The organism is Paenibacillus sp. BAC0078 (genome assembly GCF_054483875.1).
Genome location: NZ_JBTLRW010000028.1, coordinates 1 through 26,585 on the forward strand (window position 1 = coordinate 1; position 26,585 = coordinate 26,585).

General features: G+C 51.5%; 24 protein-coding genes and 1 rRNA gene. All 25 read right to left on the reverse strand.

Going from position 1 to position 26,585, the window contains the following annotated elements; genetic code table 11:
* Nucleotides 1-301, reverse strand: a 16S ribosomal RNA gene (locus tag ACX1DY_RS29020); the annotation flags it as partial.
* A 454-nt stretch (nucleotides 302-755) separates the two neighbouring features.
* Entirely contained in the window at nucleotides 756-2,273 is a 1,518-nt protein-coding gene (lysS, locus tag ACX1DY_RS29025) for a lysine--tRNA ligase (protein ID WP_458967602.1), read from the reverse strand.
* A 165-nt stretch (nucleotides 2,274-2,438) separates the two neighbouring features.
* On the reverse strand, nucleotides 2,439-2,918 hold the full coding sequence (gene greA, locus ACX1DY_RS29030; protein ID WP_458967603.1) for a transcription elongation factor GreA: 480 nt from the start codon (nucleotides 2,916-2,918) through the stop codon (nucleotides 2,439-2,441).
* A 200-nt stretch (nucleotides 2,919-3,118) separates the two neighbouring features.
* Nucleotides 3,119-4,135, reverse strand: a complete 1,017-nt coding sequence (gene dusB / locus ACX1DY_RS29035) for a tRNA dihydrouridine synthase DusB (RefSeq protein ID WP_458967604.1) — start codon at nucleotides 4,133-4,135, stop codon at nucleotides 3,119-3,121.
* Between the two features lie 44 nt (nucleotides 4,136-4,179).
* The gene (locus ACX1DY_RS29040) at nucleotides 4,180-4,389 is read right to left on the reverse strand and encodes a helix-turn-helix domain-containing protein (RefSeq protein ID WP_458967605.1); all 210 of its coding nucleotides are present in this window, start codon (nucleotides 4,387-4,389) and stop codon (nucleotides 4,180-4,182) included.
* Entirely contained in the window at nucleotides 4,341-4,889 is a 549-nt protein-coding gene (gene folK, locus ACX1DY_RS29045; RefSeq protein ID WP_458967606.1) for a 2-amino-4-hydroxy-6-hydroxymethyldihydropteridine diphosphokinase, read from the reverse strand. Before folK ends, ACX1DY_RS29040 begins: the two co-directional genes overlap by 49 nt.
* Nucleotides 4,890-4,899: 10 nt before the next feature.
* The gene (gene folB, locus ACX1DY_RS29050) at nucleotides 4,900-5,262 is read right to left on the reverse strand and encodes a dihydroneopterin aldolase (RefSeq protein WP_458967607.1); all 363 of its coding nucleotides are present in this window, start codon (nucleotides 5,260-5,262) and stop codon (nucleotides 4,900-4,902) included.
* Between the two features lie 47 nt (nucleotides 5,263-5,309).
* The gene (folP, locus tag ACX1DY_RS29055) at nucleotides 5,310-6,167 is read right to left on the reverse strand and encodes a dihydropteroate synthase (protein ID WP_458967608.1); all 858 of its coding nucleotides are present in this window, start codon (nucleotides 6,165-6,167) and stop codon (nucleotides 5,310-5,312) included.
* Complete coding sequence (locus ACX1DY_RS29060) at nucleotides 6,164-7,045, reverse strand: aminotransferase class IV (RefSeq protein ID WP_458967609.1); 882 nt, start codon at nucleotides 7,043-7,045, stop codon at nucleotides 6,164-6,166. Before ACX1DY_RS29060 ends, folP begins: the two co-directional genes overlap by 4 nt.
* Entirely contained in the window at nucleotides 7,042-7,623 is a 582-nt protein-coding gene (pabA, locus tag ACX1DY_RS29065; RefSeq protein ID WP_458967610.1) for an aminodeoxychorismate/anthranilate synthase component II, read from the reverse strand. Before pabA ends, ACX1DY_RS29060 begins: the two co-directional genes overlap by 4 nt.
* Nucleotides 7,620-9,245 carry an anthranilate synthase component I family protein gene (locus tag ACX1DY_RS29070; RefSeq protein ID WP_458967611.1) on the reverse strand — a complete coding sequence of 542 codons (1,626 nt, stop codon included), beginning with the start codon at nucleotides 9,243-9,245 and terminating at the stop codon, nucleotides 7,620-7,622. The genes pabA and ACX1DY_RS29070 overlap by 4 nt, the downstream gene beginning before the upstream one ends.
* Nucleotides 9,246-9,419: 174 nt before the next feature.
* Nucleotides 9,420-10,358 carry a cysteine synthase A gene (gene cysK / locus ACX1DY_RS29075; protein WP_458967612.1) on the reverse strand — a complete coding sequence of 313 codons (939 nt, stop codon included), beginning with the start codon at nucleotides 10,356-10,358 and terminating at the stop codon, nucleotides 9,420-9,422.
* A gap of 166 nt (nucleotides 10,359-10,524) precedes the next feature.
* Complete coding sequence (locus ACX1DY_RS29080) at nucleotides 10,525-11,469, reverse strand: peptidylprolyl isomerase (protein ID WP_458967613.1); 945 nt, start codon at nucleotides 11,467-11,469, stop codon at nucleotides 10,525-10,527.
* Nucleotides 11,470-11,478: 9 nt separating this feature from the next.
* Complete coding sequence (gene hslO / locus ACX1DY_RS29085) at nucleotides 11,479-12,363, reverse strand: Hsp33 family molecular chaperone HslO (protein ID WP_458967614.1); 885 nt, start codon at nucleotides 12,361-12,363, stop codon at nucleotides 11,479-11,481.
* Nucleotides 12,364-12,409: 46 nt separating this feature from the next.
* A complete protein-coding gene (locus tag ACX1DY_RS29090; protein WP_458967615.1) occupies nucleotides 12,410-13,177 on the reverse strand; it encodes a type III pantothenate kinase in 768 nt (255 codons plus the stop codon).
* On the reverse strand, nucleotides 13,174-14,049 hold the full coding sequence (gene nadC / locus ACX1DY_RS29095; RefSeq protein ID WP_458967654.1) for a carboxylating nicotinate-nucleotide diphosphorylase: 876 nt from the start codon (nucleotides 14,047-14,049) through the stop codon (nucleotides 13,174-13,176). The genes ACX1DY_RS29090 and nadC overlap by 4 nt, the downstream gene beginning before the upstream one ends.
* Entirely contained in the window at nucleotides 14,039-15,655 is a 1,617-nt protein-coding gene (gene nadB / locus ACX1DY_RS29100; protein ID WP_458967616.1) for an L-aspartate oxidase, read from the reverse strand. The genes nadC and nadB overlap by 11 nt, the downstream gene beginning before the upstream one ends.
* A 39-nt stretch (nucleotides 15,656-15,694) precedes the next feature.
* The gene (gene nadA / locus ACX1DY_RS29105; protein WP_458967617.1) at nucleotides 15,695-16,633 is read right to left on the reverse strand and encodes a quinolinate synthase NadA; all 939 of its coding nucleotides are present in this window, start codon (nucleotides 16,631-16,633) and stop codon (nucleotides 15,695-15,697) included.
* Between the two features lie 214 nt (nucleotides 16,634-16,847).
* On the reverse strand, nucleotides 16,848-18,902 hold the full coding sequence (gene ftsH / locus ACX1DY_RS29110) for an ATP-dependent zinc metalloprotease FtsH (protein WP_458967618.1): 2,055 nt from the start codon (nucleotides 18,900-18,902) through the stop codon (nucleotides 16,848-16,850).
* Nucleotides 18,903-19,012: 110 nt separating this feature from the next.
* Nucleotides 19,013-19,552 (reverse strand): hypoxanthine phosphoribosyltransferase, encoded by a 540-nt coding sequence (gene hpt, locus ACX1DY_RS29115; RefSeq protein WP_458967619.1) that lies wholly within the window; start codon nucleotides 19,550-19,552, stop codon nucleotides 19,013-19,015.
* A gap of 45 nt (nucleotides 19,553-19,597) precedes the next feature.
* Nucleotides 19,598-21,040, reverse strand: a complete 1,443-nt coding sequence (gene tilS, locus ACX1DY_RS29120; RefSeq protein ID WP_458967620.1) for a tRNA lysidine(34) synthetase TilS — start codon at nucleotides 21,038-21,040, stop codon at nucleotides 19,598-19,600.
* A gap of 74 nt (nucleotides 21,041-21,114) precedes the next feature.
* On the reverse strand, nucleotides 21,115-22,053 hold the full coding sequence (locus ACX1DY_RS29125) for a serine/threonine protein kinase (RefSeq protein ID WP_458967655.1): 939 nt from the start codon (nucleotides 22,051-22,053) through the stop codon (nucleotides 21,115-21,117).
* Nucleotides 22,043-22,789: a vWA domain-containing protein gene (locus ACX1DY_RS29130; protein ID WP_458967621.1), complete on the reverse strand. Its 747-nt coding sequence runs from the start codon at nucleotides 22,787-22,789 to the stop codon at nucleotides 22,043-22,045. Before ACX1DY_RS29130 ends, ACX1DY_RS29125 begins: the two co-directional genes overlap by 11 nt.
* Nucleotides 22,790-23,183: 394 nt before the next feature.
* The gene (spoIIE, locus tag ACX1DY_RS29135) at nucleotides 23,184-25,691 is read right to left on the reverse strand and encodes a stage II sporulation protein E (RefSeq protein ID WP_458967622.1); all 2,508 of its coding nucleotides are present in this window, start codon (nucleotides 25,689-25,691) and stop codon (nucleotides 23,184-23,186) included.
* Between the two features lie 345 nt (nucleotides 25,692-26,036).
* Nucleotides 26,037-26,537, reverse strand: a complete 501-nt coding sequence (locus ACX1DY_RS29140) for a S1 domain-containing RNA-binding protein (RefSeq protein WP_458967623.1) — start codon at nucleotides 26,535-26,537, stop codon at nucleotides 26,037-26,039.
* Nucleotides 26,538-26,585: the final 48 nt, after the last annotated feature.

Here is a 26,585-nt window from a genome sequence, read left to right on the forward strand (position 1 = left end):
CTCAGGTCGGCTACGCATCGTCGCCTTGGTGGGCCGTTACCCCACCAACTAGCTAATGCGCCGCAGGCCCATCCTCTAGTAGCAGATTGCTCCGCCTTTCATCCTTCCTTCAGGAGAAGAAAGGAATTATCCGGTATTAGCTACCGTTTCCGGTAGTTATCCCAGTCTACAGGGTAGGTTGCCTACGTGTTACTCACCCGTCCGCCGCTAAGCTTACCCCGAAGGATAAGCTCCGCTCGACTTGCATGTATTAGGCACGCCGCCAGCGTTCGTCCTGAGCCAGGATCAAACTCTCCAATAAGGTTTTTCCGAGCGGCTACTCCACCGAATTACTCCGAGGAAATAACCATCCGAAAATTATCGAAAAGAGCGATTCGCTCATTTTGAAACATCTGACGAGAATTAAAATTCTCATTTTGGAATCACCGAAGTGATTTCCGATACTCACTCGTTGTTCAGTTTTCAAAGATCAAGCTCGTTGCCCACGACGATGTTCTCGTCAGCAGCAACTCTTATACTATATCATGTTCGACCGATAATCGCAAGCTCTTTTTTTAAATTCTTTTTTCGAGCTCGGCGTTTAACTTTCTTGGCCGGAATAAGAATATACCATGTATATAGATTCTTTGCAAGCTTTATTTTGAATAAAAATTAATTCCGATTGATAGAGGTCATATAGCACCACTCATTCACCACTGTGCCAAAGGAAACTGCATCTCTGCGGCTCCCTTGGCTATAGTGATAGAGCAATACAATTATTCAGTACGGTTGCGCATGTGTGGGAACAGCAGTACATCGCGGATGGACGCTGCATTGGTAAGCAGCATAATCAGACGGTCCACACCAATTCCCAGTCCGCCTGTAGGCGGCATGCCGTATTCCAGAGCACGGATGAAGTCATCATCCATTTCGTGGGCTTCGTCGTTCCCTTTTTCTTTTTCTTTAATTTGCGCTTCAAAACGCTGACGCTGGTCGATAGGATCATTCAGCTCGCTAAAGGCATTGGCGTGTTCACGGGCCACAATAAACAGCTCAAAGCGGTCTGTGAAACGCGGGTCCAGATCATTCTTTTTGGCGAGTGGAGAGATTTCAACCGGATGGCCTGTGACAAAGGTCGGCTGAATCAGTGTTTCTTCTACAAATTGCTCAAAGAAGGCATTCAGAATGTGTCCAAAGGTCATGTGCTTCTCAACCGGCACACGGTGCTCCTTCGCCAAACGCTGCGCTTCCTCGTCCGTCATTTGAACGCCAAAGTCGACACCTGTCACCTCTTTGACAGCATCCACCATAGTCACACGGCGCCAGCCTGGAGACAGATCTACTTCTTGATCTTGATAGTTGATCTTCTGGGTTCCCAGTACTTCCTCAGCGATATGAGCAATCAGGCTCTCAGTCAGGTGCATGATGTCCTTGTAGTCGGCATAAGCTTCGTACAGCTCAATCATTGTAAATTCTGGATTGTGGCGCGTAGAGATACCCTCGTTACGGTAAACGCGGCCGATTTCGTATACTTTTTCCAAACCGCCGACGATTAGACGCTTCAGATGAAGCTCTATGGCAATACGCATATAAAGCTGCATATCCAGTGTGTTGTGGTGTGTAATGAAAGGACGGGCTGCGGCTCCACCGGCAATGGCATGCAGGGTTGGAGTTTCCACTTCCAGATAGCCATGCGAATCCAGATAACGGCGCATGGATTGGATAATCCGTGACCGGGTAATGAACGTCTGCTGAACTTCAGGGTTGATGATCAAATCCACATAACGCTGGCGGTAGCGCAGCTCTACGTCCTTCAGACCGTGATACTTCTCGGGGAGAGGAAGCAGTGATTTGGAAAGAACCTCAAGGTTGTCCACCTTAATAGAGGTTTCACCCGTTCTGGTCTTGAACACCTTTCCGCGAACGCCGATGATATCCCCCAGATCGAGAACGTTAAAAGCTGCATATTGCGCTTCAGAAATGCTGTCCTGACGGACATAGATTTGAATCTTGCCGCTGAGATCCTGAATGTGGGCAAAGCTGGCTTTACCCATTACCCGCTTCGCCATGATGCGGCCGGCAATGCTGACCTCAAGATCAAGCTCGTCCAGTTCCTCTTTTGTTTGCCCGTCATACTTGGACATAATATCGCCAGCACCCGTCGTACGCTCATATTTCTTGCCAAACGGGTCAATTCCCAGGGCGCGAAGCTCGTCCAATTTGCCACGGCGAATCGTCAGCAGCTCACTAAGCTCATTCTCTGTGTTATCCACGGTGTTCATTTCCTCAGTCATGTGGTTCATCCTCTCTTACTCACTATGTCATATACACAAGAAGAAACGGCTCCGCCATCATTCATGAGGACAGTCCGTTCCGTTGCCAAATAAGCTGATCTGTATATGTTTTGAAAAAAAGCTTCCCTAAGGAAGCTTTACAGACCTATTCCTTGTACACGCCTATTACTTCATTGTAATATCAAGAATTTTATATTGAATAACGCCTGCAGGAACACTAACATCAACAATGGTGCCAATTTTTTTACCGATAATAGCTCTGCCTACCGGGCTTTCGTTAGAGATCTTATTGTTCAGCGGATCGGATTCCGCCGTGCCTACAATCGTATATTCCATAATGTCGCCGTACTCCATATCCTCGACGCTTACGGTAACACCGACACTAACCACATCGGTAGCAATCTCGTCGCTATTGATGATACGCGCATTGCGGAGCATTTTTTCCAAAGTGATGATGCGCCCTTCGATAAAAGCCTGCTCGTTCTTCGCGTCCTCATATTCGGAGTTCTCACTGATATCTCCGTAGCCAATCGCCACTTTAATCCGTTCGGCTACCTCGCGCCGTTTCACGGATTTGAGGGTCTCAAGTTCTTCTTCCAGACGCTTAAGTCCGTCCGGTGTAAGGATGACTTCTTTATCGCTCATCTCAACCGATTCTCCTGTCGTATACATTTATTGAAAACACCATACTATATGCGAATCTGGAGGGATCAGAACCCTCCTTCTGCTTGCCACTGCTGTAACGGCGATTTTATACTGTGAAATTATATTGGAACCGCTACAAAATGTCAATGATGCCTCATATAATGTTCAGGTGTTAATCAAAAACGCAAGAAAATCAGCATTTAAACCGCCGAAAGAGAAGAATTTAGGCCTTCTTGCTCTTCTTCTTCCTTAAGCTGTGCGACAAAATCACTCAAAATCCGCACCATTTCATCACGTTTGGTTTCTTCCATAATGACGTCCTTCACGCGGGCAGCAGCCTTCATCCCTTTCAAATACCAGGCCAAATGCTTGCGCATTTCCCGCACAGCAACCGCTTCGCCCTTCAGGCTGATCAAACGGTCCATATGAAGAATCGCTACTTTGATCTTCTCCTCCGGACCCGGCTCCGGCATCAACTCACCTGTGTTCAGGTATTGGATTGTACGGTACAGCATCCACGGATTGCCCAGAGCACCGCGTCCAATCATCACGCCATCGCAGCCGGTCTGATCCAGCATAGCGCGTGCATCCTCAGGTGTATTCACATCACCGTTGCCGATAACCGGAATGGAGACCGCCTCTTTGGCCATACGGATGTACTTCCAATCGGCGTGACCGGTATAAAGCTGCTCGCGGGTTCGGCCGTGAACACTTACCGCCTGGCCTCCGGCACGCTCAACGGCGCGGGCATTATCCTCTACAAAGATATGCTCGCTGTCCCAGCCGATCCGCATCTTTACGGTTACCGGCTTATCAACGGCGTCAACGACTGCGGATACCATTTCGTAAATTTTGTCGGGATTCAGCAGCCAGCGCGCTCCTGCGTCGCATTTCGTTACTTTAGGCACAGGACAGCCCATATTAATGTCGATAATATCGGCATTGGTTTCTTTATCAACGACCTTGGCCGCCTCAACCAGAGACTCACGGTCGCCGCCAAAAATCTGCAGGCTTAGCGGTTTCTCCCGTTCATCTACAAACAGCATTTCCCGCGTGCGCCGGTTGCCATGCAAAATCGCCTTGTCGCTGACCATTTCGGCGCAGACGAGCCCTGTTCCAAATTCTTTTGCGATCAGACGAAACGCCGGATTGCACACACCAGCCATAGGTGCCAGAACGACCTGGTTTTTCATCTCAATGCCGCCAATCTTCAGCACGCTTGTTCACTTCCTTGTATGGTTTATTGTATCTCAACGTCCTCTTAATTAGAGGGATTAGCCAATTCGTCGGCAGCAACTCCAAGGACATCCGCAATTTTATTTAAAATTTGATCTTCCAAACGTCTGTTTCCCCTCTCCACTGCGCCCAGCACAGCCAAGGATATTCCGACAGAGTCCGCCAGCTCCTGCTGAGTATATCCCTTCAGCTTTCGGAATGCTCTGACCCGCCGTCCCATACGTTTGTTGTCCACAAGCAAATTCCTTCCTTCCCCTCTATGTCTTGTAGCGCTGCTGTAATTAACTGCCGGAGTCCAGAAGACTCATTCTGCGGCACAATATCATTCAGTGGAAAGAGCACAAACGCCCGCTCCAGCATCCGGGGATGCGGCAGTGTTAAATCCGGGGTATCAATGCTCTTATTCTCCACCCATAGTAAATCCAAATCGACTGTTCTCGGTCCATAGCGGATATCCCGGACACGGCCGAGCTGCGTTTCGATACCCAGCATCACTTGAAGCAGCGCCTCCGGCGCTAGTGTTGTGCGAAGGGCTGCCGCCATATTCAAAAACTGAGGCTGATCCAAATATCCTACAGGCTCGGTTTCGTATACGCTTGAGCAGCGAATCACCTCAATCGCCGCATGGCGGTTCAGCCTGATCAAAGCTTCCTTCAGCGTTCCTTCACGGTCACCCAAATTGGCCCCTAAAGCAATATAAGCCTCTGATGGCTCAGAGGTGGAATGTGTGTTCATGAACGAGGTCTCACTTTCTGGTTCTGTACAGTTCTACGGTCACTCCCTGAAAGTGAATGTCGAACGGCGGATGCGGCTTGGTCACTTTGACCGTTACCGCATTGATAACAGTATAAGTGTCAAGTACCGAGGATGCAATATATTCCGCCAAAGCTTCGATCAATTTAAATGATTTTGTCTCGACAATTTTTTTAACGAGAAAGTGCACTTCGGCATAATTTACGGTTAACGTGAGATCATCACGGGTCCCGGCTTCCTGCAAATCAAGCTCCAGCTCCAGATCAACGTAAAAGCGCTGACCCAGCTTGCGCTCCTCTTCAAAAACTCCGTGATAACCATAGTACTCCATGCGGTGAAGCGTCATTTTATCCACTCTGGTAACCTGCCTTTTCATAAAATATATCTGCCAGCATTAGCGATTTATTCACGCACCTGCAGCGGTACAGCATACAGCATAGCGTCGCACATCTGCACAGTACGCTTAATTGTTGCTACATCGTGCACCCGCACGATTTGACAGCCCTGGGCAATCCCGTACGCCACTGTGGCGGCGGTGCCTTCAACCACATCATCCGGCGGCAGATCGAGCGCGGTGCGGATAAATCTTTTGCGGGAGGTGGCAAGCAGGACTGGATATCCCAGCTCCGTCAGTTGATCCAGGTTCATCATAGCCTGAAGGTTCTCCGCATAATCCTTGGCAAAGCCGATGCCCGGGTCAAGAATGATATTCTCCCGCTTAACGCCCGCTGCCAGCGCCAGTTCCACACTCTCCGCAAGATCAGCAGACATATCGCTTGCCAGATCCAGATAATTGCGGTCATGGCGGTTGTGCATCAAAATAATCGGACAGCCCGCTTCCGCAGCTACTGCCGCCATATTGCTATCCGCCTTGGCTCCCCAGACATCATTAATGATGTGCGCACCCGCCTGAAGCGCCTGCCGGGCCACTTCCGCCTTATAGGTATCAATGGATAATGGCAAATGAGGAGCGGCACGGTGTATACTCTCGATGACCGGCAGCACGCGGGCCAGTTCTTCTTCAAGTCCTACCGGCTCATGGCCAGGCCGCGTCGATTCGCCGCCGATATCAATAATATCCGCACCCTCTGCCGCCATTTGCAGCGCATGCTCTACAGCTCTATCCGGTTCATTCCACAATCCGCCATCGGAAAAGGAATCCGGGGTCACATTCAGAATACCCATAATTAAAGTACGTTCCCCTAGTGTCAGTCCAGCAGCGCCCATATGGTAGGTACGCTTGTAAATAACGGGTCTCATTCCGGCGATCTTGTCCTTTCTCTATATGATTCCAGCAATCGCGCCGTGATTCTTCCACATTGTCCGCCGCCTACGCTCAGCCGCTCATTTCCATACCACAGCGTTGTAACCGGAACAATCTCCTGCACCGAATTGGTGAGGAATATCTCATCAGCACTGGCAAGCTGTTCCCAGCGATAGAAACCTTCTTCTATTTGCAGACCGGCTGTGCGGGCCAGTTCCAGCACCATTTCCCGGGTAATTCCGGGCAGGATGCCTGTAGCGATATCCGGGGTGTAGAGGACGTTGTTGCTGATGAAAAAAACGTTGCTGACAATGGCCTCGGCGATCTCACCCCCGGCGGTCAGCATCAGCCCTTCCGCTCCGCTTGCAGATGAGGCGTATCCGGCCAATTCACGCTTCGCAAGTATATTATTCATATAATGCAGCGACTTCAACCGCACCGGCCCCTCCGGGGTATTGCGCCGCAGATTGAGCAGCTGCAGCCCTTTGCCTTCCTGATAGAGACTGACTGGCAATCGCGGCAGCTCTTTGATGTAGAGCAAATGATTAGGCTGGCCGTAGTCTCCCGCAGGCAGGCCCAGGATATCCTCACCTGCTGTAACGGTATAACGGATGTAAGCATCCTTCAATTCATTTTTGCCCATTACGCGGTGAATCCAATCCCGTAGTCGGGCGGCGTCCCCTTCAAAAGGAATGCCGAGCTGCCTGCAGCCGTCAGCGAGTCTGCCTAGGTGCCGCTGCAGCAGGAACGGCTCGCCCCCGTAGGTACGGAACGTCTCGAACAGGCCCATGCCGTACAAAACGCCGTGATCCAAAGCGGAAATCACGGCGTCTTGAGCATCCGCTACGCGGTTGTTAAATCCTATATATTTCATACTGGTTCTCCGGCTCTCCGTTTCAGGAAATTGCGGAGCATTTGATGACCATGATCTGTAATGATTGATTCAGGATGGAACTGCACACCTTCTATCGGGTACTCTTTATGGCGCAGAGCCATAATTTCACCTTCCGCCGTCTCTGCTGTAATCTCCAGGCAATCCGGCAGACTCTCACGCTCAACGATCAATGAATGGTAACGGGTAGCGGTAAAGGGCGATTCCATCCCTTCGAATACGGAAGTACCCTTGTGGTGAATCGGCGATGTTTTGCCGTGCATCAGACGTTCGGCACGGATTACTTTGCCGCCGAAGGCCTGTCCAATGGCCTGATGTCCGAGACATACGCCAAAGATCGGAATCACGCCCTTGAAATGCTGAAGCAGCTCCAGGCTGATTCCTGCTTCATTTGGCGTGCACGGTCCCGGAGAAATCAGGATATGGTCCGGTGCCAGCGCCTCGATCTCCTGAATGGTGATCTCATCGTTGCGGGATACCTTCACTTCTTCTCCAAGCTCCCCCAGATACTGCACCAGGTTATACGTAAAGGAATCATAATTGTCGATTACCAAGATCATTGTGTTGCTCCTCCTTCGGCGCCGCCGGAGATCCGTGATTCCTGCTGCTGCTCGCTGCAGAGAACCGCCTTCACTACGGCTTTGGCTTTATTATGGCATTCCCGGTATTCACGGTACGGGTCGGAATCAATCACGATGCCCGCGCCCGTCTGAATATAGCCTACCCCATCCTTCACGGCCAGCGTTCGTATAATAATATTTAATTCCATATTGCCGCTATAGTCAATCCAGCCCATTGAACCAGTATATGGGCCGCGCCGTACCGGCTCCAGCTCCTCGATGATTTCCATCGTGCGCACCTTGGGCGCGCCGGTGATGGTGCCGCCGGGGAACAAGGCGGCTATAACGTCGTACGCGCCTTTACCTGGCGCGATGGTGCCTTCCACTTGCGATACGAGATGCATTACATGCGAGTATCGCTCCACGGTCAGCAGCTCCGGCACGCTGACCGATCCATACGCAGCGACACGGCCGATATCGTTGCGCTCCAGATCGACAAGCATAATATGCTCGGCGATCTCCTTCTCGCTCCCGCGCAGCTCCGCCTCCATGGCGGCGTCCTCAGCGGGAGTGTGGCCCCGGCGCCGGGTGCCGGCAATGGGGCGGGCGCTGACCTTGTCCCCGTGCAGCTTGACGAGCAGCTCAGGCGAAGCGCTGGCGAGCGCGAAGCCGGGCGAGCGCAGCATCCCCATGTACGGGGACGGGTTGAGCTTGCGCAGCCATTCGTAAACATCCTCCGGCGGGGATTTCAGCTGCGCCTCCTGCCGCAGCGACAGGTTCACCTGAAATACATCGCCTTGGCGGATGTATTCCTGAACCTTCCGCACCGCCTGCTGAAATTGCTCAGGCGTGAACGCAGAGGCCATACCGGGCCATTCGCCCGTATTGCCGGTGCTGGCTTCAATTATCGCAGCCGCAGCAGCTTCATTTCCAGTGCCTGCTTCTGTAATTCCAGGAGCTGCGGAGATATGCCGCCACTGCTCCAGCATCCGCTCTGCGCGCCCGGCAGCCGCTTGATACAGCTCCTTCAGCTCAGCGGAGCCAGATGATTTCACAGCAGGAACAGGCACATGCACTGTGCAGTAAAGCATATCCTCCTGATGATCGTAGATCCACAGCTCTTCGAACCTCATAAAGAGATAATCGGGGAACCCCGGATCATCCTTTGCTAAGGCTGGCAGCCGCTCCAGAGAGCGGACCACATCATAGCTGAGGAATCCGGCGCACCCTCCCGCAAATGGCGGCAAGCCGGGGAATTGGACCCGTGGAGATGTAAATTCCTTCATCCAGGCTTGCAGTACATTCATAGGCGGACCCGGCAGCTCTGATCGCAAATTCAGCTCAGTTCTACCAGAATTGCCGGGAGACAAGCTGTATACTTCGGCCACATCGGCTTTGCCTTGCAATACGGAAACAGGCTGTAAGCCCAAATACGTATACCGTCCGCCTTTGCCGCTCTCCAGGACCATTGAGTAAGGGGAAGCCAGCTCCCAAGCCTTCGTCCAGGAGACGGGCAATCCTTCTGTGCCTTGCGGAAATCGTATGATAAAAGGGAGCAGGCTCCATTCTTCATGCGCCCACCGCTCCCAATCCTGCCACGCCGTTATAATCTCCAAATCCATCCTCCTAAAAGTTTTATGAAGGCGTCCACTCATCCATTAGTTTATTGCCTGTCAGTATACTGTACTTCATGCTGCTTTGAAAAGACCGAATAAGCTATTATTCGCAAAAAAGAGCCCCCGCCATCCCTGTAAAAGCGGATGGGGAGGCTCTTCGGAATTGCTTAATCTCAGCAATTACACTTCGAAATTGTACAGTGGAGTACTCAAATAACGTTCGCCGTTACTTGGGATGATGACAACAACTTTTTTGCCGGCTCCCAGTTCCTTCGCCACTTTGAGCGCAGCAAATACAGCGGCACCGGAAGAAATACCGGACAGAACGCCTTCTTCCTTAGCTACACGGCGTGCCGTTTCAAACGCTTCGTCGTTCTCTACATGGATGATTTCATCATATACATTCTGGTTCAGAATCTCAGGAATAAAGTTTGCACCGATCCCTTGGATTTTGTGCGGGCCCGGTTTGCCGCCGGCCAGAATTGGCGATGCCGCAGGTTCTACAGCATAGATCTTCACATCAGGATATTGACTCTTCAGTACTTCGCCAGCTCCTGTGATTGTTCCGCCAGTACCTACCCCTGCGATAAATGCATCCAGCGGTCCTCCGATGGACTCAATAGCTTCAACAATTTCAGGGCCGGTTGTTTCGCGGTGGATCTTCACGTTCGCCTTGTTCTTAAATTGCTCGGCGAGGAAATAGCTTGGGTTCTCGCTTAAGATTTGCTCAGCTTTCTTAACTGCTCCGTTCATGCCTTCTGATCCCGGAGTCAGCACCAGCTCTGCACCGTAAGCACGCAGCAGGTTGCGGCGCTCAAGGCTCATGGTTTCCGGCATAACAATAACGGCCTTATAGCCTTTGGCTGCAGCGACAAGCGCCAAGCCAATCCCTGTATTGCCGCTGGTTGCTTCTACAATGGTACCGCCCGGTTTAAGCAGACCTGCCTTCTCAGCCTCTTCCACGATACTGATAGCGATACGGTCTTTCACACTGGAGCCCGGGTTTTGGTATTCCAGCTTCAGGTAAATGTCTGCGGAACCTTCAGGAACTATCCGATTGAGACGAACGAGCGGCGTGCCCCCGATCAAATCTGTTACACTGTTGACGACTTTAGCCATGAGAAAAACCTCCTTGGAATGATAAATAGAATGGGTGCGGACGATAGTCTATACCAGGATGTGCAACACCGCAGTGCAAAGTTATAACGCTGTACGGCGGTAGAATTGAATCCGCTGTTTATTATTTCCGACTAAATCAGTAGGTTTTACATTTAATCTCATATTATCAATCTTGCAGGCTGTTGTCAATATATATCGCTGTATCATATTTAGCGCGCAAATCGCTTTCCACCTGCTGCAAGGGAGCGGCCTTCTCCAGTGCAAGCTCGTTACGAACCTGCTCCCGGATTTCCGCCTGATTCTGCTGCTCGGGTACAGTGATCGATCCCAGGCGGATGACGGCGTAAGCATCGCCGGTCTGCAGCGGGCCAGCAATGTCTCCCGCCTGCAGACCAGCCGCCGTTTTCAGCAGGTCTTCCGGCCAAAAAGGATCATCTTCCTCCACCGTGCCGATATTCCCGCCATGCTGCCGGCTCTCTTCGTCAATGGACAGCTCCTTGGCCAGCTCTGCGAAATCCTCTCCCTGCTCCAGCCGGTCCATTACCTTCTCGGCTTCATTGTAAGAGGCAACCTTGATTATGGAGAGCTGCATCTCTTTTTTCGGAGTGAACCGTTCAGAGTTCTGCGCTAAATAATCATCAATTTCATTCTCGCTGATGGTGATGTTGGCCGTAGCCACTTCCTGCAAGGTCAGGCGATAAAGAGTCTCCTCCCGAACTTCCTCCTTGGAAAGCCCCAGCTCTGCCTGCATCTGTTCATAATATTGCTGCTCTGAGCTATAGCCGGCCATGCTGCGCTTCAATTCCTGTTCAACCTCATGATCTGTCACAGTAATACCTAAGGCCTTGGCCTCTTTGTCCACTACAATATGATTAAGCAATCCCAGCAGTACTTCTTCACCATGCTTTTTCTTCAGCTCATCCATCCATTGCCGGTCTGTTACCGGTTGGCCTCCCGCTGTAGCAATATCCTTCGGATCGCCCTCTGCGGCCTCTCCCTTAAGAATGGACATAGCCCGCAGACTCCAGAACAATAATCCTCCGAGCATTAATGTTGCGACAGCCAATAGAATTACGGCATTGCGCAGCACGCGCTCCTGTCTTGTCATCATCCCATTGCCCTACGATTTCGCTTGATCCAGGATTACCTGCATTTCATCCTTATTGAATACATAAGCCTCGTTGCAATAATGGCACACAACCTCGACCTGTTCATCTTCTTCAATCATCTGCTCCAGCTCGTGCTGGCCCAGGCTGACCAGAGTTTGCTCTATACGCTCACGGGAGCATTGACAGACAAAGTTAATATCGAGTCCGTCCAAAATTACCGCATCGGGAAGCAGCCAGCGGAGCATCTCCTCCGGCTCAAGCCCTTGATCCAGCACAGCCGTAACCGAAGGCATGGCTCCGACTGCCCGTTCAATCTCCGTAATCTCGTCATCGGAAAGACCAGGCAGGAGCTGTACAATGAATCCTCCGGCAACCCTGACAGAATTATCAGTCTCAACCAATACTCCAAGCCCTACTGCGGCCGGGGTCTGCTCCGACACTGCAAAGTAATATGTAAAATCCTCGCCGAGTTCTCCCGAAATGATAGGCACACTGCCCCGGTAAGGCTCCTTCATCCCCAGGTCCTTGCTAATATCAATGAACCCTTCCGTTCCTACCGCTCCGGCAACATCCAGCTTGCCAAGACTGTTGCTGGGCAGATGGACATGCGGATTTTGCACATAACCGCGAACTTCACCGAGAGCATTGGATTCTGCCATAATCTGCCCAAGCGGTCCATTTCCTTTGACCATTACTGCCAGCTTTTCCTCACCTTTGAGCATTGCGCCCATCATAGCCGCGGCAGTAACTGTACGGCCCAGCGCTGCTGTAGCTGTTGGATACGTATCATGTCTGCGCCGTAATTCGTCAACAAGCTCTGTAGTACGGGCGGCAAAAGCTCTTACCTTACCATTCATTGCGGTTCCGCGAATCAGCCGATCCTGTTTTTTGTCCATTGGGTGCATATTCCCTCCTATCGCTTGCCCTTGGGCTTCTATATTTTTATTTGTTGCGGTCGTAAATAATACGCAGGCCTTCCAGCGTAAGCATCGGATTCACTTCGTCTATACATTCCGTTTCACCGGCAATGAGCTGAGCCAGTCCCCCGGTAGCAATAACCTTCAATACCGGAGCGTTCATCTCCAGCTTGATGCGTCTGACAATCCCCTCTACCTGACCTGCATAGCCAAAAATAATTCCTGCCTGCATGGCATGAACTGTATTGCGCCCGATCACCTTTTTAGGCTTCTCCAGTTCGATCCGCGGCAGCTTGGACGCCCGTTGATACAGGGCTTCTGTGGAAATGCCGAGTCCCGGCACTATCGCCCCCCCAAGGTAATTGGCACCGGCATCAATACAGTCAAAGGTCGTAGCGGTCCCAAAATCAACGACAACCAGCGGACATTTATATTGCTCAATGGCGGCAACCGCATTCACGATCCGGTCCGCACCAACCTCACGGGGGTTCTCATACCGCAGATTAAGCCCGGTCTTAATGCCGGGGCCGACAAGCAGCGGCTCCTTGCCAATATATTTAACGCACATTTCCACAATGACCTGCACCAGCGGAGGAACGACCGAGGAAATAATAACCCCTTCCACATCCTTGACCGATACATTCGACATATGGAACAAATTATGAATGAGCACACCATATTCATCCGCCGTCGATTGACGGTTGGTGCTGAGCCGGAAATGATGCAGCAGCTCACGCCCCCGGTATACGCCGAGAACGATATTGGTATTGCCGATATCAACTGCAAGCATCATGGACGCGGGCCCTCCTTCTTGGCATTCAGATCCAGGCTGATGTCCAGACTTGAGAAGGAATAGGTGAGCCGTCCTACTGAAATCACATCGACGCCGGACTCGGCAATCCCCCGCACGGTTTCAAGTGATACGTTGCCAGAGGCTTCGGTCTTGATATGCGGCGCTTTGGTTTTGATTCTTCTCACCGCTTCTGTCATCAGCTCAGGAGACATATTATCGAGCATGATAATGTCCGCGCCTGCCGCCAAGGCTTCTTCAACCTGTTCCAGACTTTCTGTCTCCACTTCGATAGTCATCGTATGTGGAATATTGGCCCGGGCCCGTCCTACAGCCTGACGGATGCCGCCGGCTCCCTTGATATGATTGTCCTTAATCATTACCGCATCGTATAAACCGAAACGGTGGTTGGCCCCGCCGCCGATGCGGACGGCATATTTCTCCAGCATACGGTGGCCGGGCGTCGTCTTGCGCGTATCCACCAAACGGGTAGGCAGCCCGTTCAGCTTCTGAATAAATGAAGCTGTGCGTGAGGCCACCCCGGATAAACGCTGCATCAAATTTAGTGCCAGTCTTTCCCCGGTCAGAATCGCATGTGTGCTGCCTTCAACCTCTGCAATAACTGTTCCCTTGGATACTGCCTGGCCTTCTTGGATCAGAGCAGTAAATACAAGCGAAGGATCTACCACTTCAAATACCAGCTCGGCCACAGGAATGCCACAGATGATGCCATCCTCCTTGGCATGGATAATCCCTTTGGACTCGTGCCCGGCAGGAATCGTTGTGCGGGTTGTGATATCTCCGGAGCCGACATCCTCATGCAGCCAGCCCTTGATCATTTGTACTAATTCTTCATTATAGCCATTAAACATCATCACTTAATTCCTCCACTATTCCCAGTTCGCGAATCTGGAGCAGATGCTTCTGCCACTTGGCATCATCCCGCTGCGGATAATCCTCACGGTAATGCGCACCCCGGCTTTCCTCGCGCTTCAAGGCCGATTCAGTAATCAGCAGACAGCAGGTCAGCATATTGGCGAACTCGTATTCCTCTCGTTTGATCAGAGCCGAATGGAAAATCGGCAGTTGACGTCTTAGCTCTTCCAGTCCCTTGACCAGCATCTCTTCATTCCGCCGCAGGCCGACATAACGCACCATTACTTTTTGCAGCTTGAGGCGCCGTTCCACAATCGCCTGGGTCGGCGATTCTACCCGGCCTTCATGACTGCCTGCCGAAATGTCGTCGCGTCCAAGCGGCGGCAACTGGCGGATACGGTCAATAATCCGCTGTCCGAACACAACCGCCTCAGACAATGAATTACTGGCCAGCCGATTGGCTCCTTGTACCCCGGTGGAAGATACCTCACCGCAGGCGAACAGCCGGGCGATATTGCTCTCCCCGTTAAGATCGGTTTTGATGCCCCCCATCATATAATGCGCAGCCGGAGCCACCGGAATCCAGTCACTTGTAATATCCAGTCCGTAGCTCATGCAGGTCTCATATATGGTTGGAAAACGGTGTCTGACCATCTCGGCTGATTCATGTGTAATATCGAGGTACACAAAAGTCGATTTGGTCAGCTCCATCTCGCTGACAATGGCCCGTGCTACGATATCGCGCGGCGCCAGCTCCAGCAGCTCATGATAACGTTCCATGAAACGCTCTCCATTAATATTCCGCAGCACTGCTCCTTCACCGCGCACCGCTTCGGAAATTAAAAACCGCGGCGCTCCGGGGTAGCTGAGTGCAGTCGGATGAAATTGAATAAATTCCATATCCCGGATGTGCGCTCCGGCCCGGTAAGCGATGGCTACACCATCTCCGGTTGCCACTTCAGGGTTCGTGGTGTAGCGGTACAATTGTCCTGCTCCACCCGAACACAATATGGTCGCATCCGCCTGCAGGAACAAACGCTCACCGTCTGGCCGCTGAACCAGTGCACCTACACATTCTCCCCCATCGGTTATAAGATCAATCACAAAATGATCATCCCATACCTCTATATTATGATGCTCAGCCACCTGCTCAGAGAGTGCGCGCACAATTTCATAACCGGTAGCATCACCATTAGCATGCAGAATACGGCGGTGGCTGTGCGCACCTTCCTGAGTCAAGGCGATTACACCGTTTTCTTTATCAAACAGCGTTCCCAAACGGATCAGTTCCCGCACCCCTTCGGGGCCTTCATTCACAAGCACATCTACGGCTGCGGAAGAGTTGAGGCCCGCTCCAGCCATGAGCGTATCCTGACGATGGAAGGCAGGAGAATCATCCTCGGCAAACACAGCAGCAATTCCGCCTTGAGCGTAGCGGGTGTTACTATCCATCAGCGATTTTTTGGTAATTACAATAACCTTCCGGTCCTCGCTGGCTTTAATCGCCGTGAACAGCCCGGCAATGCCTGAACCGATAACAATACAATCCGTCTTTACTGCAGGAAGCTCGCTTAGGTCGAAATCAACCAAATATTGTGGAATCATGACCGCTTTTCACCTGTTTCAACGAAAGAGTAGCGCATGCTACCGGACTTGTAACATGCGCTCTAGGGATGTTCTGGCTTTGTCGGCGACAGCAGGCGGTACATAAATCTGCGGCTTCATCGTCTCCAGGCATTTGACCAGTTTTTTGAGATTATTCACTTTCATATTAGGGCAAACAAGAAATTTGGTGGCAAAATGGAACTCTTTATCCGGACTGTCCTTGCGGAGCTGGTACCCCGTTCCATCCTCTGTTCCGACAATAAACTGCTTGCGGTCGGACTTCTTGCAATAATCAATAATTGAGGTGGTGCTGCCAACGTAGTCGCCCATAGCCACCACATCGGGGCGGCATTCTGGATGAACTACAAATTCAGCTTCAGGATATTTCGCTTTCATCTCTATCACATCTTTGACGGTGAGCATATCGTGAGTGTTGCAGTACCCTTCCCAGATAATCAGCTTCTTGCCGGTCTTATCCTGAACGTATTGGCCCAGGTTTTTATCCGGTACCCAGATAATCTCTTCAGCATCCAGCGATTCAATCACTCTCACCGCATTGGCAGAAGTACAACATATATCTGTCTCTGCTTTGATTTCAGCCGAGGAGTTGATGTAGGTCACTACTTTGGCATTAGGATGCTGAGCCTTCAGCTTGCGCAGCCCATCCACATTCACCATGTCGGCCATCGGGCAGCCGGCGCGTTCATCTGGAATAAGCACGGTCTTGTTAGGCGCCAGAATCTTAGCACTTTCCCCCATAAAGTGAACCCCGCAAAACACAATCACATCGGCATCGGTCTCTGCTGCCTTTTGTGCCAATAAAAAAGAGTCTCCCCGGAAATCTGCCACTTCTTGAATTTCATCACGCTGATAGTAATGAGCCAAAATAATTGCGTTCCGTTCTTTCTTAAGCTGTTCGAGGCGCACACGAAGTTCACGATTCTGTTCCTGCTTGCGCTCAAGCGCCAGAGCTTCCACGGTCTGTTCTCCCCCTTATGTCTTCACGGCTGTAAGCCGGCACATTCATATCAAGTTTATTTAATATTTAATCACTAATGTACACAACGTTCCACCCACTGTCAATGTAACCTGTCAGGCAGAGGGCTGTCTCAAGACCGCTGAAAAAGCAGAAAAATCCGGAGAACCCTAAGGCTCTCCGGATTTCATGAACGTTATTCAAGTCAATGACAGCTTAGACTAGGCTCCCGCCGCCATCTTTATTGCCATCGTTCGAATCATTTCCACCCTCGGAATCCGTGTTATTCGGAATATCCTTGGACAGGTCGCCGAGTGTGGTTGACGTATCTTCAGCTTTGCCTTGAATGCGGACACGCACATCACCGATAGAATCAATTACAGGCTCGCCCTCTTCATGAGTAACTCCTGCAGCTTCCTCCGGTTTGCCATCCTCGGTCAGGTAGCCTTGCTCGATCAGTTCCTTGATCTGATCCAGCTCCAGCGTCTCCTTCTCAAGCAATGTGTTCGCAATCAGGTGCATTTCCTTGGAATACTTGGTCAGCAGCTCACGGCAGCGATCATAGCATTCACGGATAAAGCGTTGCATTTCCTGATCAATTTCGTATGCGATGGAATCACTGTAGTTCTGCTCATGACCGATATCGCGGCCCAGGAATACCTGCCCTTGGGATGTGCCGAACTGCATAGGTCCCAGCTTATCACTCATACCATATTCCATAATCATGCTGCGCACGATACGCGTAGCCTGCTGGAAGTCACTGTATGCGCCTGTGCCAACTTCACCGATAAATATTTCTTCGGCAACACGTCCTCCGAGGAGTCCAGTCACTTTATCAAGCAATTCCTGCTTGGTTACAAGCATCCGGTCTTCCTTCGGAAGCATAATCACGTATCCGCCTGCGCGGCCGCGCGGGATAATGGTAACCTTGTGAACCATATCGGCATGTTCCAGGAAATAGCCGACAATGGTATGGCCTGCTTCGTGGTAAGCTACGATGCGTTTCTCCCGCTCGCTGATAACGCGGCTACGTTTCTCTGTACCTACGATTACGCGGTCAATGGCCTCATCTACTTCAATCATGGAGATGTCTTTACGGTTACGGCGTGCTGCAAGCAGTGCCGCCTCGTTGAGCAGGTTCTCCAGGTCCGCACCGGTAAAGCCGGTAGTGCGTTTGGCGATGACGTCAAGTCTAACGTCCTTCGTCAGCGGCTTGTTGCGGGAGTGAACCTTCAGTACAGCTTCACGGCCTTTTACGTCAGGGCGGTCAACCGTAATCTGACGGTCAAAACGTCCCGGACGAAGCAATGCCGGGTCAAGTATGTCTGCGCGGTTGGTAGCCGCGACAATAATGATGCCTTCGTTGCCGCCAAAGCCGTCCATTTCGACGAGCAATTGGTTAAGCGTTTGTTCGCGTTCATCATGTCCGCCGCCAAGACCGGCGCCGCGCTGGCGTCCGACCGCATCAATTTCATCTATAAAAATGATACAAGGAGCGTTCTTCTTAGCATTCTCGAACAAATCACGTACACGGGATGCACCGACACCGACGAACATTTCCACGAAGTCGGAACCGGAGATACTGAAGAACGGGACACCGGCTTCACCGGCTACCGCACGGGCCAGCAAGGTTTTACCTGTACCTGGAGGGCCCACAAGGAGTACGCCTTTAGGAATGCGGGCGCCTACTGCGGCGAACTTGCGCGGATCTTTCAGGAATTCTACGACTTCGACAAGCTCCTGCTTCTCTTCATCGGCTCCTGCAACATCCTCGAAGCTGATCTTCTTCTTCTCTTCATTATATAACCGGGCCTTGCTCTTGCCGAAATTCATAACCTTGCCGCCGCCACCCTGTGCCTGATTGAACAGGAAGAAGAACAGGATGAACATGATCACCAGCGGGATGATGGAAGACAGGAATGTCAGCCAAATGCTGTCACCTTCCATTTTCTTCTGCGTCAACTCTACGCCATTTTTATCGCTGGCACCAATAAGTTCATTGAGTGCTGCATCTGTAGGAGGAACAAAAGTGGAGAAGTTTTTCGATTTAGCATCAGAAGGCTGTTGTCTGTATTCGCCAGTAACGGCAAATGCATTGCCTTCGAACTGAATCGTCATGCTCTTCACATTGTCATTCTTGATCTCCTGTCTTAACTCATCGTATCTAGGGAAATCGGCGGATTCATTTCCATTGCTGACAAACTGGACAATGCCCACCACGACTAAAAATAAAATCAAATAAAAACCAGAATTCCGGATGAACCGATTCATCCCCTACCTCCTCTCACAACGCTCAAGTTATTGTACCATAGCCTGCCCAGACTCCTCAAATTGTTAGGGTCTTAGGAATCGGATCCGTAGATCTAAGGCTGTCAATTAGCTTATTTGGAATAAATTTCAGGCTTTAGTACACCGACGTAAGGGAGGTTCCGATACTTTTCCGCATAATCGAGTCCATAACCCACTACGAATTCGTCTGGAATCACAAAGCCGGTATAAGCGGCTTCCAGATTAACGGTACGTCCTGCCGGTTTGTCGAACAGGGTAACTACTGTAACCGATGCAGCACTTCGGCCCTGCAGCAGTTCAATCAAATAGCTGAGGGTGAGACCGCTGTCGATAATGTCCTCAACAATCAGAACATCGCGGCCTTCGACCGATGCATCCAAATCCTTGATGATTTTGACAACGCCTGAGGATTTGGTGGATGCTCCATAGCTGGATACAGCCATAAAATCCATCTCTACGGGAACTGTAATGGTTTTAACCAAATCCGCCATAAAGATAAACGCACCTTTCAGCACACAAATCACTAAAGGCGTGCGTCCTGCATATTCCGCACTCAGCTGGGCGCCGAGCTCCCTGATTCTCTGTTGAATTTCTTCTTCGCTGATCAAGATTTCCTGAATATCGTTCTGCAACTTGCGAACCTCCTAAGTTATACTATGAAAGACTTACTTCGACCATTACGCTTCTTCACCCTTCTCCGCATCCTCCAGAGTCAAGAGAAGAACCGAGGCCGTGTGCCGCCCTACTGCGGCATGCATCGAGCGCCTTACGCCCGGAATCCAGACGATATTGCCCAAACCATCACAAACGAGGGGAATCACAGAGCGTTCGGAAGAAGGTATTTTATCATCAATGTAAATATCTTTTACCTTTTTGCTTCCGTTTAATCCCATAACCTTTATGGTATCTCCAGGCAATCGGGAACGAATGGTGAGCGGCAGGACCAGCTCGCTGCTGTCAAACCACGCCAACATTTTCCCAAAGTCCTCCCCCTGTGCAAAAAAACTTTCTCTCTCCAGCACCGACATCGTCATTACTTTTCCTATCTCCTTAAGCTCTACCCGGGGATGAGGCAAAGATAGCCGATATGTATAATTTAGTTGCTGCTGCTGAGGCTTGGACGAGAACACAATTGTATCGTATTGCCGCATGCAGATCAGCCCTCCACCCAAATCCAGACTCCATACAGTGGGGTGTCCCTGCAGCGTTCCCCGGCGCACGGCTTCAATCTTGGAAAAATCCAAAACAGCTGTGTCTGCCGACAGATAATTTAATATTAGTTTAATCAAACGCCGTTGTAAAGCGGAGGGTATGGCCGCAAATGCCGCTCTTTTGAAGGTGTATTTTCCAGGTTCGCCCAAAACCAGCTCACCAAAGCATTTTACAGCCGCCGCCTCCATAAATTCATCTTCAGCCTGGGCAATTTCGGTCAATTGCAGAAGCGATTGCCGTACTTTGGGGTTATACCCTTCCAGGGCAGGCAGCAGCTCCAGCCTTACCGCATTGCGCCTATACTCCGTCAGCAGATTGCTGGCATCCTCGGCGTAGGGAAAGCCCTCATGCCGGCATAGGCTGACAAGAGATGTTTTGTTAATACGCAGAAAAGGACGGATGAGTTCCACATTTCTTTCAGTACGTTTCCACCGCATTCCGCCAAGCCCCGAAGGGCCGCTGCCGCGCAGCAGGCGCATAAGTACGGTCTCGGCCTGATCATCTGCATGATGCGCCAGCGCGACAGAACGGGCCCCGTACCGGTGTGCCGTATCAATTAGAAACTGATAGCGCTTCTCCCGCGCCGCACCTTCCGGACCAAGACCGCTCGCTTTGACAATGGACGGAATATCAAACTCCGCCAGCTCAAACGGCAGCCCCAGCTCCCCGGCCATAACGCGAACGCTATCCGCCTCTTCTCTGGACTCGGCTCTAAAGCCATGATTCACATGAGCGCAAATCAAAGTCAGCGGCATCCGTGTCAAGGATATTTCATGCAGAATACGCAAAAGAGCCACAGAGTCCGGCCCTCCGGAAACTGCGACTACAATGGTGTCATGGGGCGACCACAGCTCATGCTCGGCTGCAGACTCCAGTACGGCCTCCACCAGTTCATTCATTTGCTCCATATGGCTCCCTTTCTCGCCTGATCGCTGACAAGAGCTGAACCGGTATGGTCAGCCCCCCAGTAATATGTATGATTTCAAAAACGGAATACAATGTAAATGGTAAAAAGCAGCAGGAATAAGGACAGCGCAAAAGCACCTTTCAGCCAGCCGGGTGTCGCTACCGGCTCTTTGCCCATCTTCCTAGAGTTGTAGATATGATTCTTCCAGGCCTCCGCAGCCGCAGCCGTTCCGGGGAATCCGCCCTTAAGCGCCAGGCATATCCATGAGGACAGCTTCTTATCTGGCAATTTTCTGGCCAGCTTAATCAATTCATCCCCGCTTCTCGTCTGCGGCAATTGTGTTGCAGCCGCCTTCAAGCCATCTTCATCCAGCAGCCGGAGACACAGCACGGCAAAAGCAAAGAGATCGTAATTCTCATCGCCCATGCGGCTGCCGGCATTCCAGAATCCCCGGTCATGCCATTCGGTAAATTGCTTCACGCTGCGCCCGATGGGACTTGCGCCCCCGTAATCAATCAGCTCCACCCCGCCGTAATTGGATACCATCACGTTCTCCGGCTTGAGGTCCCCAAACACAAAACCGCACTCATGCAGATTCCGCAGCTCCTCTAGCAGCTTCAGACCAACGAGGCCCAGCCAGGAGGGACCGTTTTTGGCCAAAAAATGATGCAGTTGTCTGCCGTCCACATAACGCATTACATAAAACGGTATGTTGTTCCCGTCTTTATAATCATCCGACTCCAGCAGATAAGAGGACAGAGAAGTCTCACGGCGGGCACGGTGCTCGCTTCGCTTCCGGTAGGACTGCAGAGAGGTGAGCACATTGATTTCCGATTGAAGCTCAAGTGAATCGTTGCCGATCTTGAGGGCATAGCGCTCCCGTCTGCCTTCCCGCTGGACGAGATATACGGTTCCGTTCGCTCCTCTTCCCAGCATGCGTTCAACGACATAACGGTTTCCCCGCCATTTGCCACTGATTACAGTGCCGGCAGGATAGGGCGGATTAGACGACATACCCACCAATCATCCCTTCTTTTTCATCGTGATCATCGCCTGACAGGCGCTCACGATGTTCATCCAGTGTATCATAACGGTAATGTTCAAGCACCTTGAAAATGGCCGGACCCGTCGGGGTGGCTCCCCTCATCTTAAGTCTGGAGAAAAGCGAGCGGACCTGCGACACATTCTGTGTCCAGTCCATATCGAGCATAGCCTCTTCACTACTGGAGCGTCCGGGAAAATGGAAAACGGCGATTTCACTCCGGCCTTCACGGGCCTCCAGACTAAGGGCCAGATCACGGATCGCATCCTCTACCGCGCCCAGTTTAGGCTTCATGCTCGCACTGGCGTCAATTAAGAGTGCGATACGCAGCGGCGAGGTTTCGGTCAGCTCATCCACTACTGTTACCACCTGCGAACGCTGCAGCGGAGGCAGCTCCTCCAGCGAGCCTTCGCCGAGAATTTTTTGTACCTCTTTATTAACCGCCTGCTGAATGGTCTGAACCACAGTCTTGCGGGTCATCATTTGTATCGTCTGTGATAGCTGCGGCGTTCCGACGATTCGGCTGAGTCCGCCTCCGGCTTTGGCAATATCTGCGATCTCCCGGCTGCCGAGCTCACCGATGGTTCCGTAATCGACCACACCTACCACATTGACGGTGATGCCTTCCTGCCGGGCATGCGCCGCCGCCATCACCGGGCTTTCCCCCACGTTCGAACAACCGTCCGTAATGAGCAAAATTTGCTTCATATCCGTCCACTCCCCTTTCTTGTATATGTTTCTAGCATATCCAAGGTAGAGAGATTTCAAACGTCGCTTTGCGGGGAAAAATGATTAAATCATGTGTGAAAAAGCGTCACTGCGAGGAACTTTTGGACTTCCGATCGCTGTTGTCTTCCGATTTCTTGATTAGATACCGCCGATTGCGGTTGAAATCAGAAGACAAAGGCGAACGCTAACGCTTCTCCAGCTCCAAAATTCCTCTCCGTTCCGTATATTTCACAATAATAGAGTACATTTTTTCACGCCGAGCCAGCGACTTATGAAACGGGAGGGGGCCGAAGTGCAATAATCTGCTCTGCGAGGCAGATAAACTGCACGCACGCAGCCAAAGCTGCAAAAAGCAGCGATAATTGATGATAGATTAGCTGACGGTACGGGGGCGCTCCATCCGGCCGATACCGGGCATGTGCAGGCTGGACCATTCAGGGTGGTAGTGATCCAGACGGGTGACCACGATGGTCATATCATCATGAATTTCATTACCCTGATAACGGATAACCTTCTCCAGCAGACTGTCGGCCAAATCCTGGGGGTCGTCCCCTTCAAGCTCCTGTATTAATCGTTTCATCCATATTTCTTTATTAACGGCATATCCCGGCGCATCATAAATACCATCGGTCATCATAATGAGAATATCACCGGGGCGAAGCTGCATGCTGACGAGATCAACCTCGATATCTTTAATGATGCCAATGGGCAAATTGCTGGCGGTTACCGGAATCACCTCGCTGCCCCGCCGGATGAAGCTTGGGGCTGAGGCGATTTTCATAAAGGTGGTCTGTGCCGAATATTGGTCGATCAGCGCCATATCCACGGTCGCGTAGAATTCGTCGGGAGAGCGCAGCAGCAGGATGGAATTGACTGATTTCACCGCCAGTTTCTCATCCATACCGGATTGCAGCAGCTTCTCCAGCATAGACAGGGCGGCGCTGCTCTCCATGCGGGCCCGCTCCCCATTGCCCATTCCGTCACTGATGGAGACAGCAAAGGTCCCGTTGCCCAGCTCCACAGTGCTGAAGCTGTCCCCTGAGAGGATATCACCGCCTTTGGCTGCTCCGGCCACGCCGGTATTGACCTCATAGGCTTTGGCCGAACCGAAGGTGACCATCGACAGCCCTTCGCGGGGATGCACCGCAGTCTCACTAACCACAGCGATGTTCTCTTCCAGAATGTCGGATAGCAGCGGGGCGATCATTTTGCGGCATTCATCAAAACCACGGGTGTAGGCATGCACCACTTCAATCTCTACCCGCCCTGGATCAAGACTCAGAATCTCGATGCTGTGAATGGACAGCCCCAGCTTCTCCAGCGCCTCGCGGATCTGACTCTCCTGGCGGTACATCGCTTGACCTTCCCGTTTGATTTCTTTCGCCAGGTCCTCCATGACCTGCGAGACCCCCGACAGCTGCTCAGCCACAAATTGGCGGCTGTCGTATATTTGTCTCTTCCAGCGCATATCATGCTGGTAAAGATCATATTGGCCCTTCATAACCTCAAGCACCTCAGCCGTCTTGCCGCATATCCGGTTCCATTCCGGCGGAAGCTGGGCGGCAGTGATATCCGGGCATTCCTCGACGGTCGTCATCATATCAGTCATATATCTATAGGTCTGATAAAATTTGGTGTCCCAGCAATGGTTCCGCCGGATGCAGCCCGAGCAGGCCCCTTCGGTGACGGTGTTCATGAAATCTTCCATCTCACGGTCACTTTTCCCGACTTCACCGGCGCGGGGGATTTGTCCGAAGCTGCTTGAGAGCTGCTGAAATACCTGCGAAAACTGGGTTACGCGATCAGCGGTAATATCCCGTACCCTTCTGGCATATTCATGCTGAGACCGGCTATGATCGGGAGTACCGGGAACATATTTGGCAATGGCAGATATAATCCCCGCTGGTGTTAGAAGAAACAACATTACTGCAGCACAGGTCTCCCAGGTCGAGGCCATCACATCACCCGGGCCCAAGAAATAGACGGAGAGAATGGTTGACCCCAGCAGCATCCCGATGGACACCGCGCCTTTGCGCCCGGATTGCACCATGCCCGCCAGCATCCCCGAGAATGCCAGGAGACTCATCTGATAGATTGCTCCGATATCCGCCAGACTGAGGATGAGCCCGGTGACCACCCCAACGGCAGCACCAAGCGGAGCGCCTCCGGCCAGAGCGAACAGCAAGATCAGGTAGCGGGATAATATATGCTCCAGCGACAGACCATTTACATTCCAGCCCACAAGACCGGTCATCACGGATGCAAGCAGAATGATCAGGCACAGCACCTCTTCATTGCGCAGCGCCCTGCTTTTTTGCTTAAAAGTAAATAACGGAAGCGCCTGCAAAAATACAAGCGTCAGCACGAATCCGAGCATTGCATCAAGCGTAGCCATCATCAGCGGGTACCAGGCAATGGATGGACCAATCACGACCCGGAACAAGCCCACCATAAAAGCAGACACGAATACCATTAGCGGTGCGTAGGAAAGCTCTACTTTCTGAAAGCTCTCCAGCCCTTTGTGGATCAGGAAAAAGATAATCAGCTCTGCGGTGACCACTATAGCCCCCGGGAATGGGGTGAAAAGGCTTCCGAGAATAAGGGACGCAGCCACAGGCAGCATAGAGTCTCTTCGCATAAATACAATAACGGCGAAATAAGCTGCAGCAAAGGGGGACAGCTCGTCCAATATCATTGCACGGCCCAGCAGAAAACCCATAAGACTCAGCAGAAGCATCCATTTCTTGACGATGATCAGTTGAACTACGGGCTGCTTCAGACTCCAATTCTTGAACCGTGTACCCCAGGAATCCTTCCGATCCTTGTCATTGCTTCCGGCTCTTGTCCACTCCGGCAAGTTCACCACATTGCTTTTACTCATTTCTCTGCACCACCCGTTTAAGAATTTATGGTTCTCATTATATAGCGGGGGTCTTTAGAAAGTTTGTCAGAAACAGAGAGCAAACTGTAAAAAATTTCCGACAAAATAGCCTGTCCCGACATTCAGTGATGAAGCCTGCTAATCCCTTGCGGGACAATCGGTTAACGGCCTCCGGCAACCCCTCTGCGAACTTCACTGCCCTCTGCTGCCGCAGACATTCGCCAGCGATTGCTCTGGAGTTATGTGAGAATGGCAAGGATGCTGTCGGCAACTTTTCTCACACCGACAAAAAAACCGCAAAGGGCATTACGCCCCTGGCGGTTATTGTGATATGCAAGTATTGAATTATACGCGCTTGGCTCCACGGCCTCCGCGCTTACCTTCTGTGTTCTTCTTGATCGAAGACATCCGTTCTTCGCTGTCTTTCAGGAAGCGTGACATTTTATCCTCGAATGAAGGTTTACCGGCTGCAGGCTTGAATGGACGCCCTCCCCGTTCACGATTGTAACCACCGCCGCCGCCAGCACTTCCGCCACCGCCGCCGAAACGGTCTCCACCGCTTGGACGTTCAGGTCTTGGAGCTCTTGGGGGACGTACTTCTGATGCAGGCTTATCTACGGCCTGCTTAATGGAAAGTCCGATCTTGCCATCCTTGTCAACATTGATCACCTTAACGGTTACTACATCCGCAATCTTCAAATGATCGTTAACATCCTTGACGTAATTATCGGCGATTTCCGAGATGTGAACGAGACCTGTGACACCTCCTGACAGATCCACAAATGCTCCGAAATGCGTGATGCCTGTCACCTTGCCCTCTAACTTGGTGCCCACTTCAATTGCCATAGAATAAAATGATCCTCCCTTAAAAATATACAGACGAATATAAAGTCC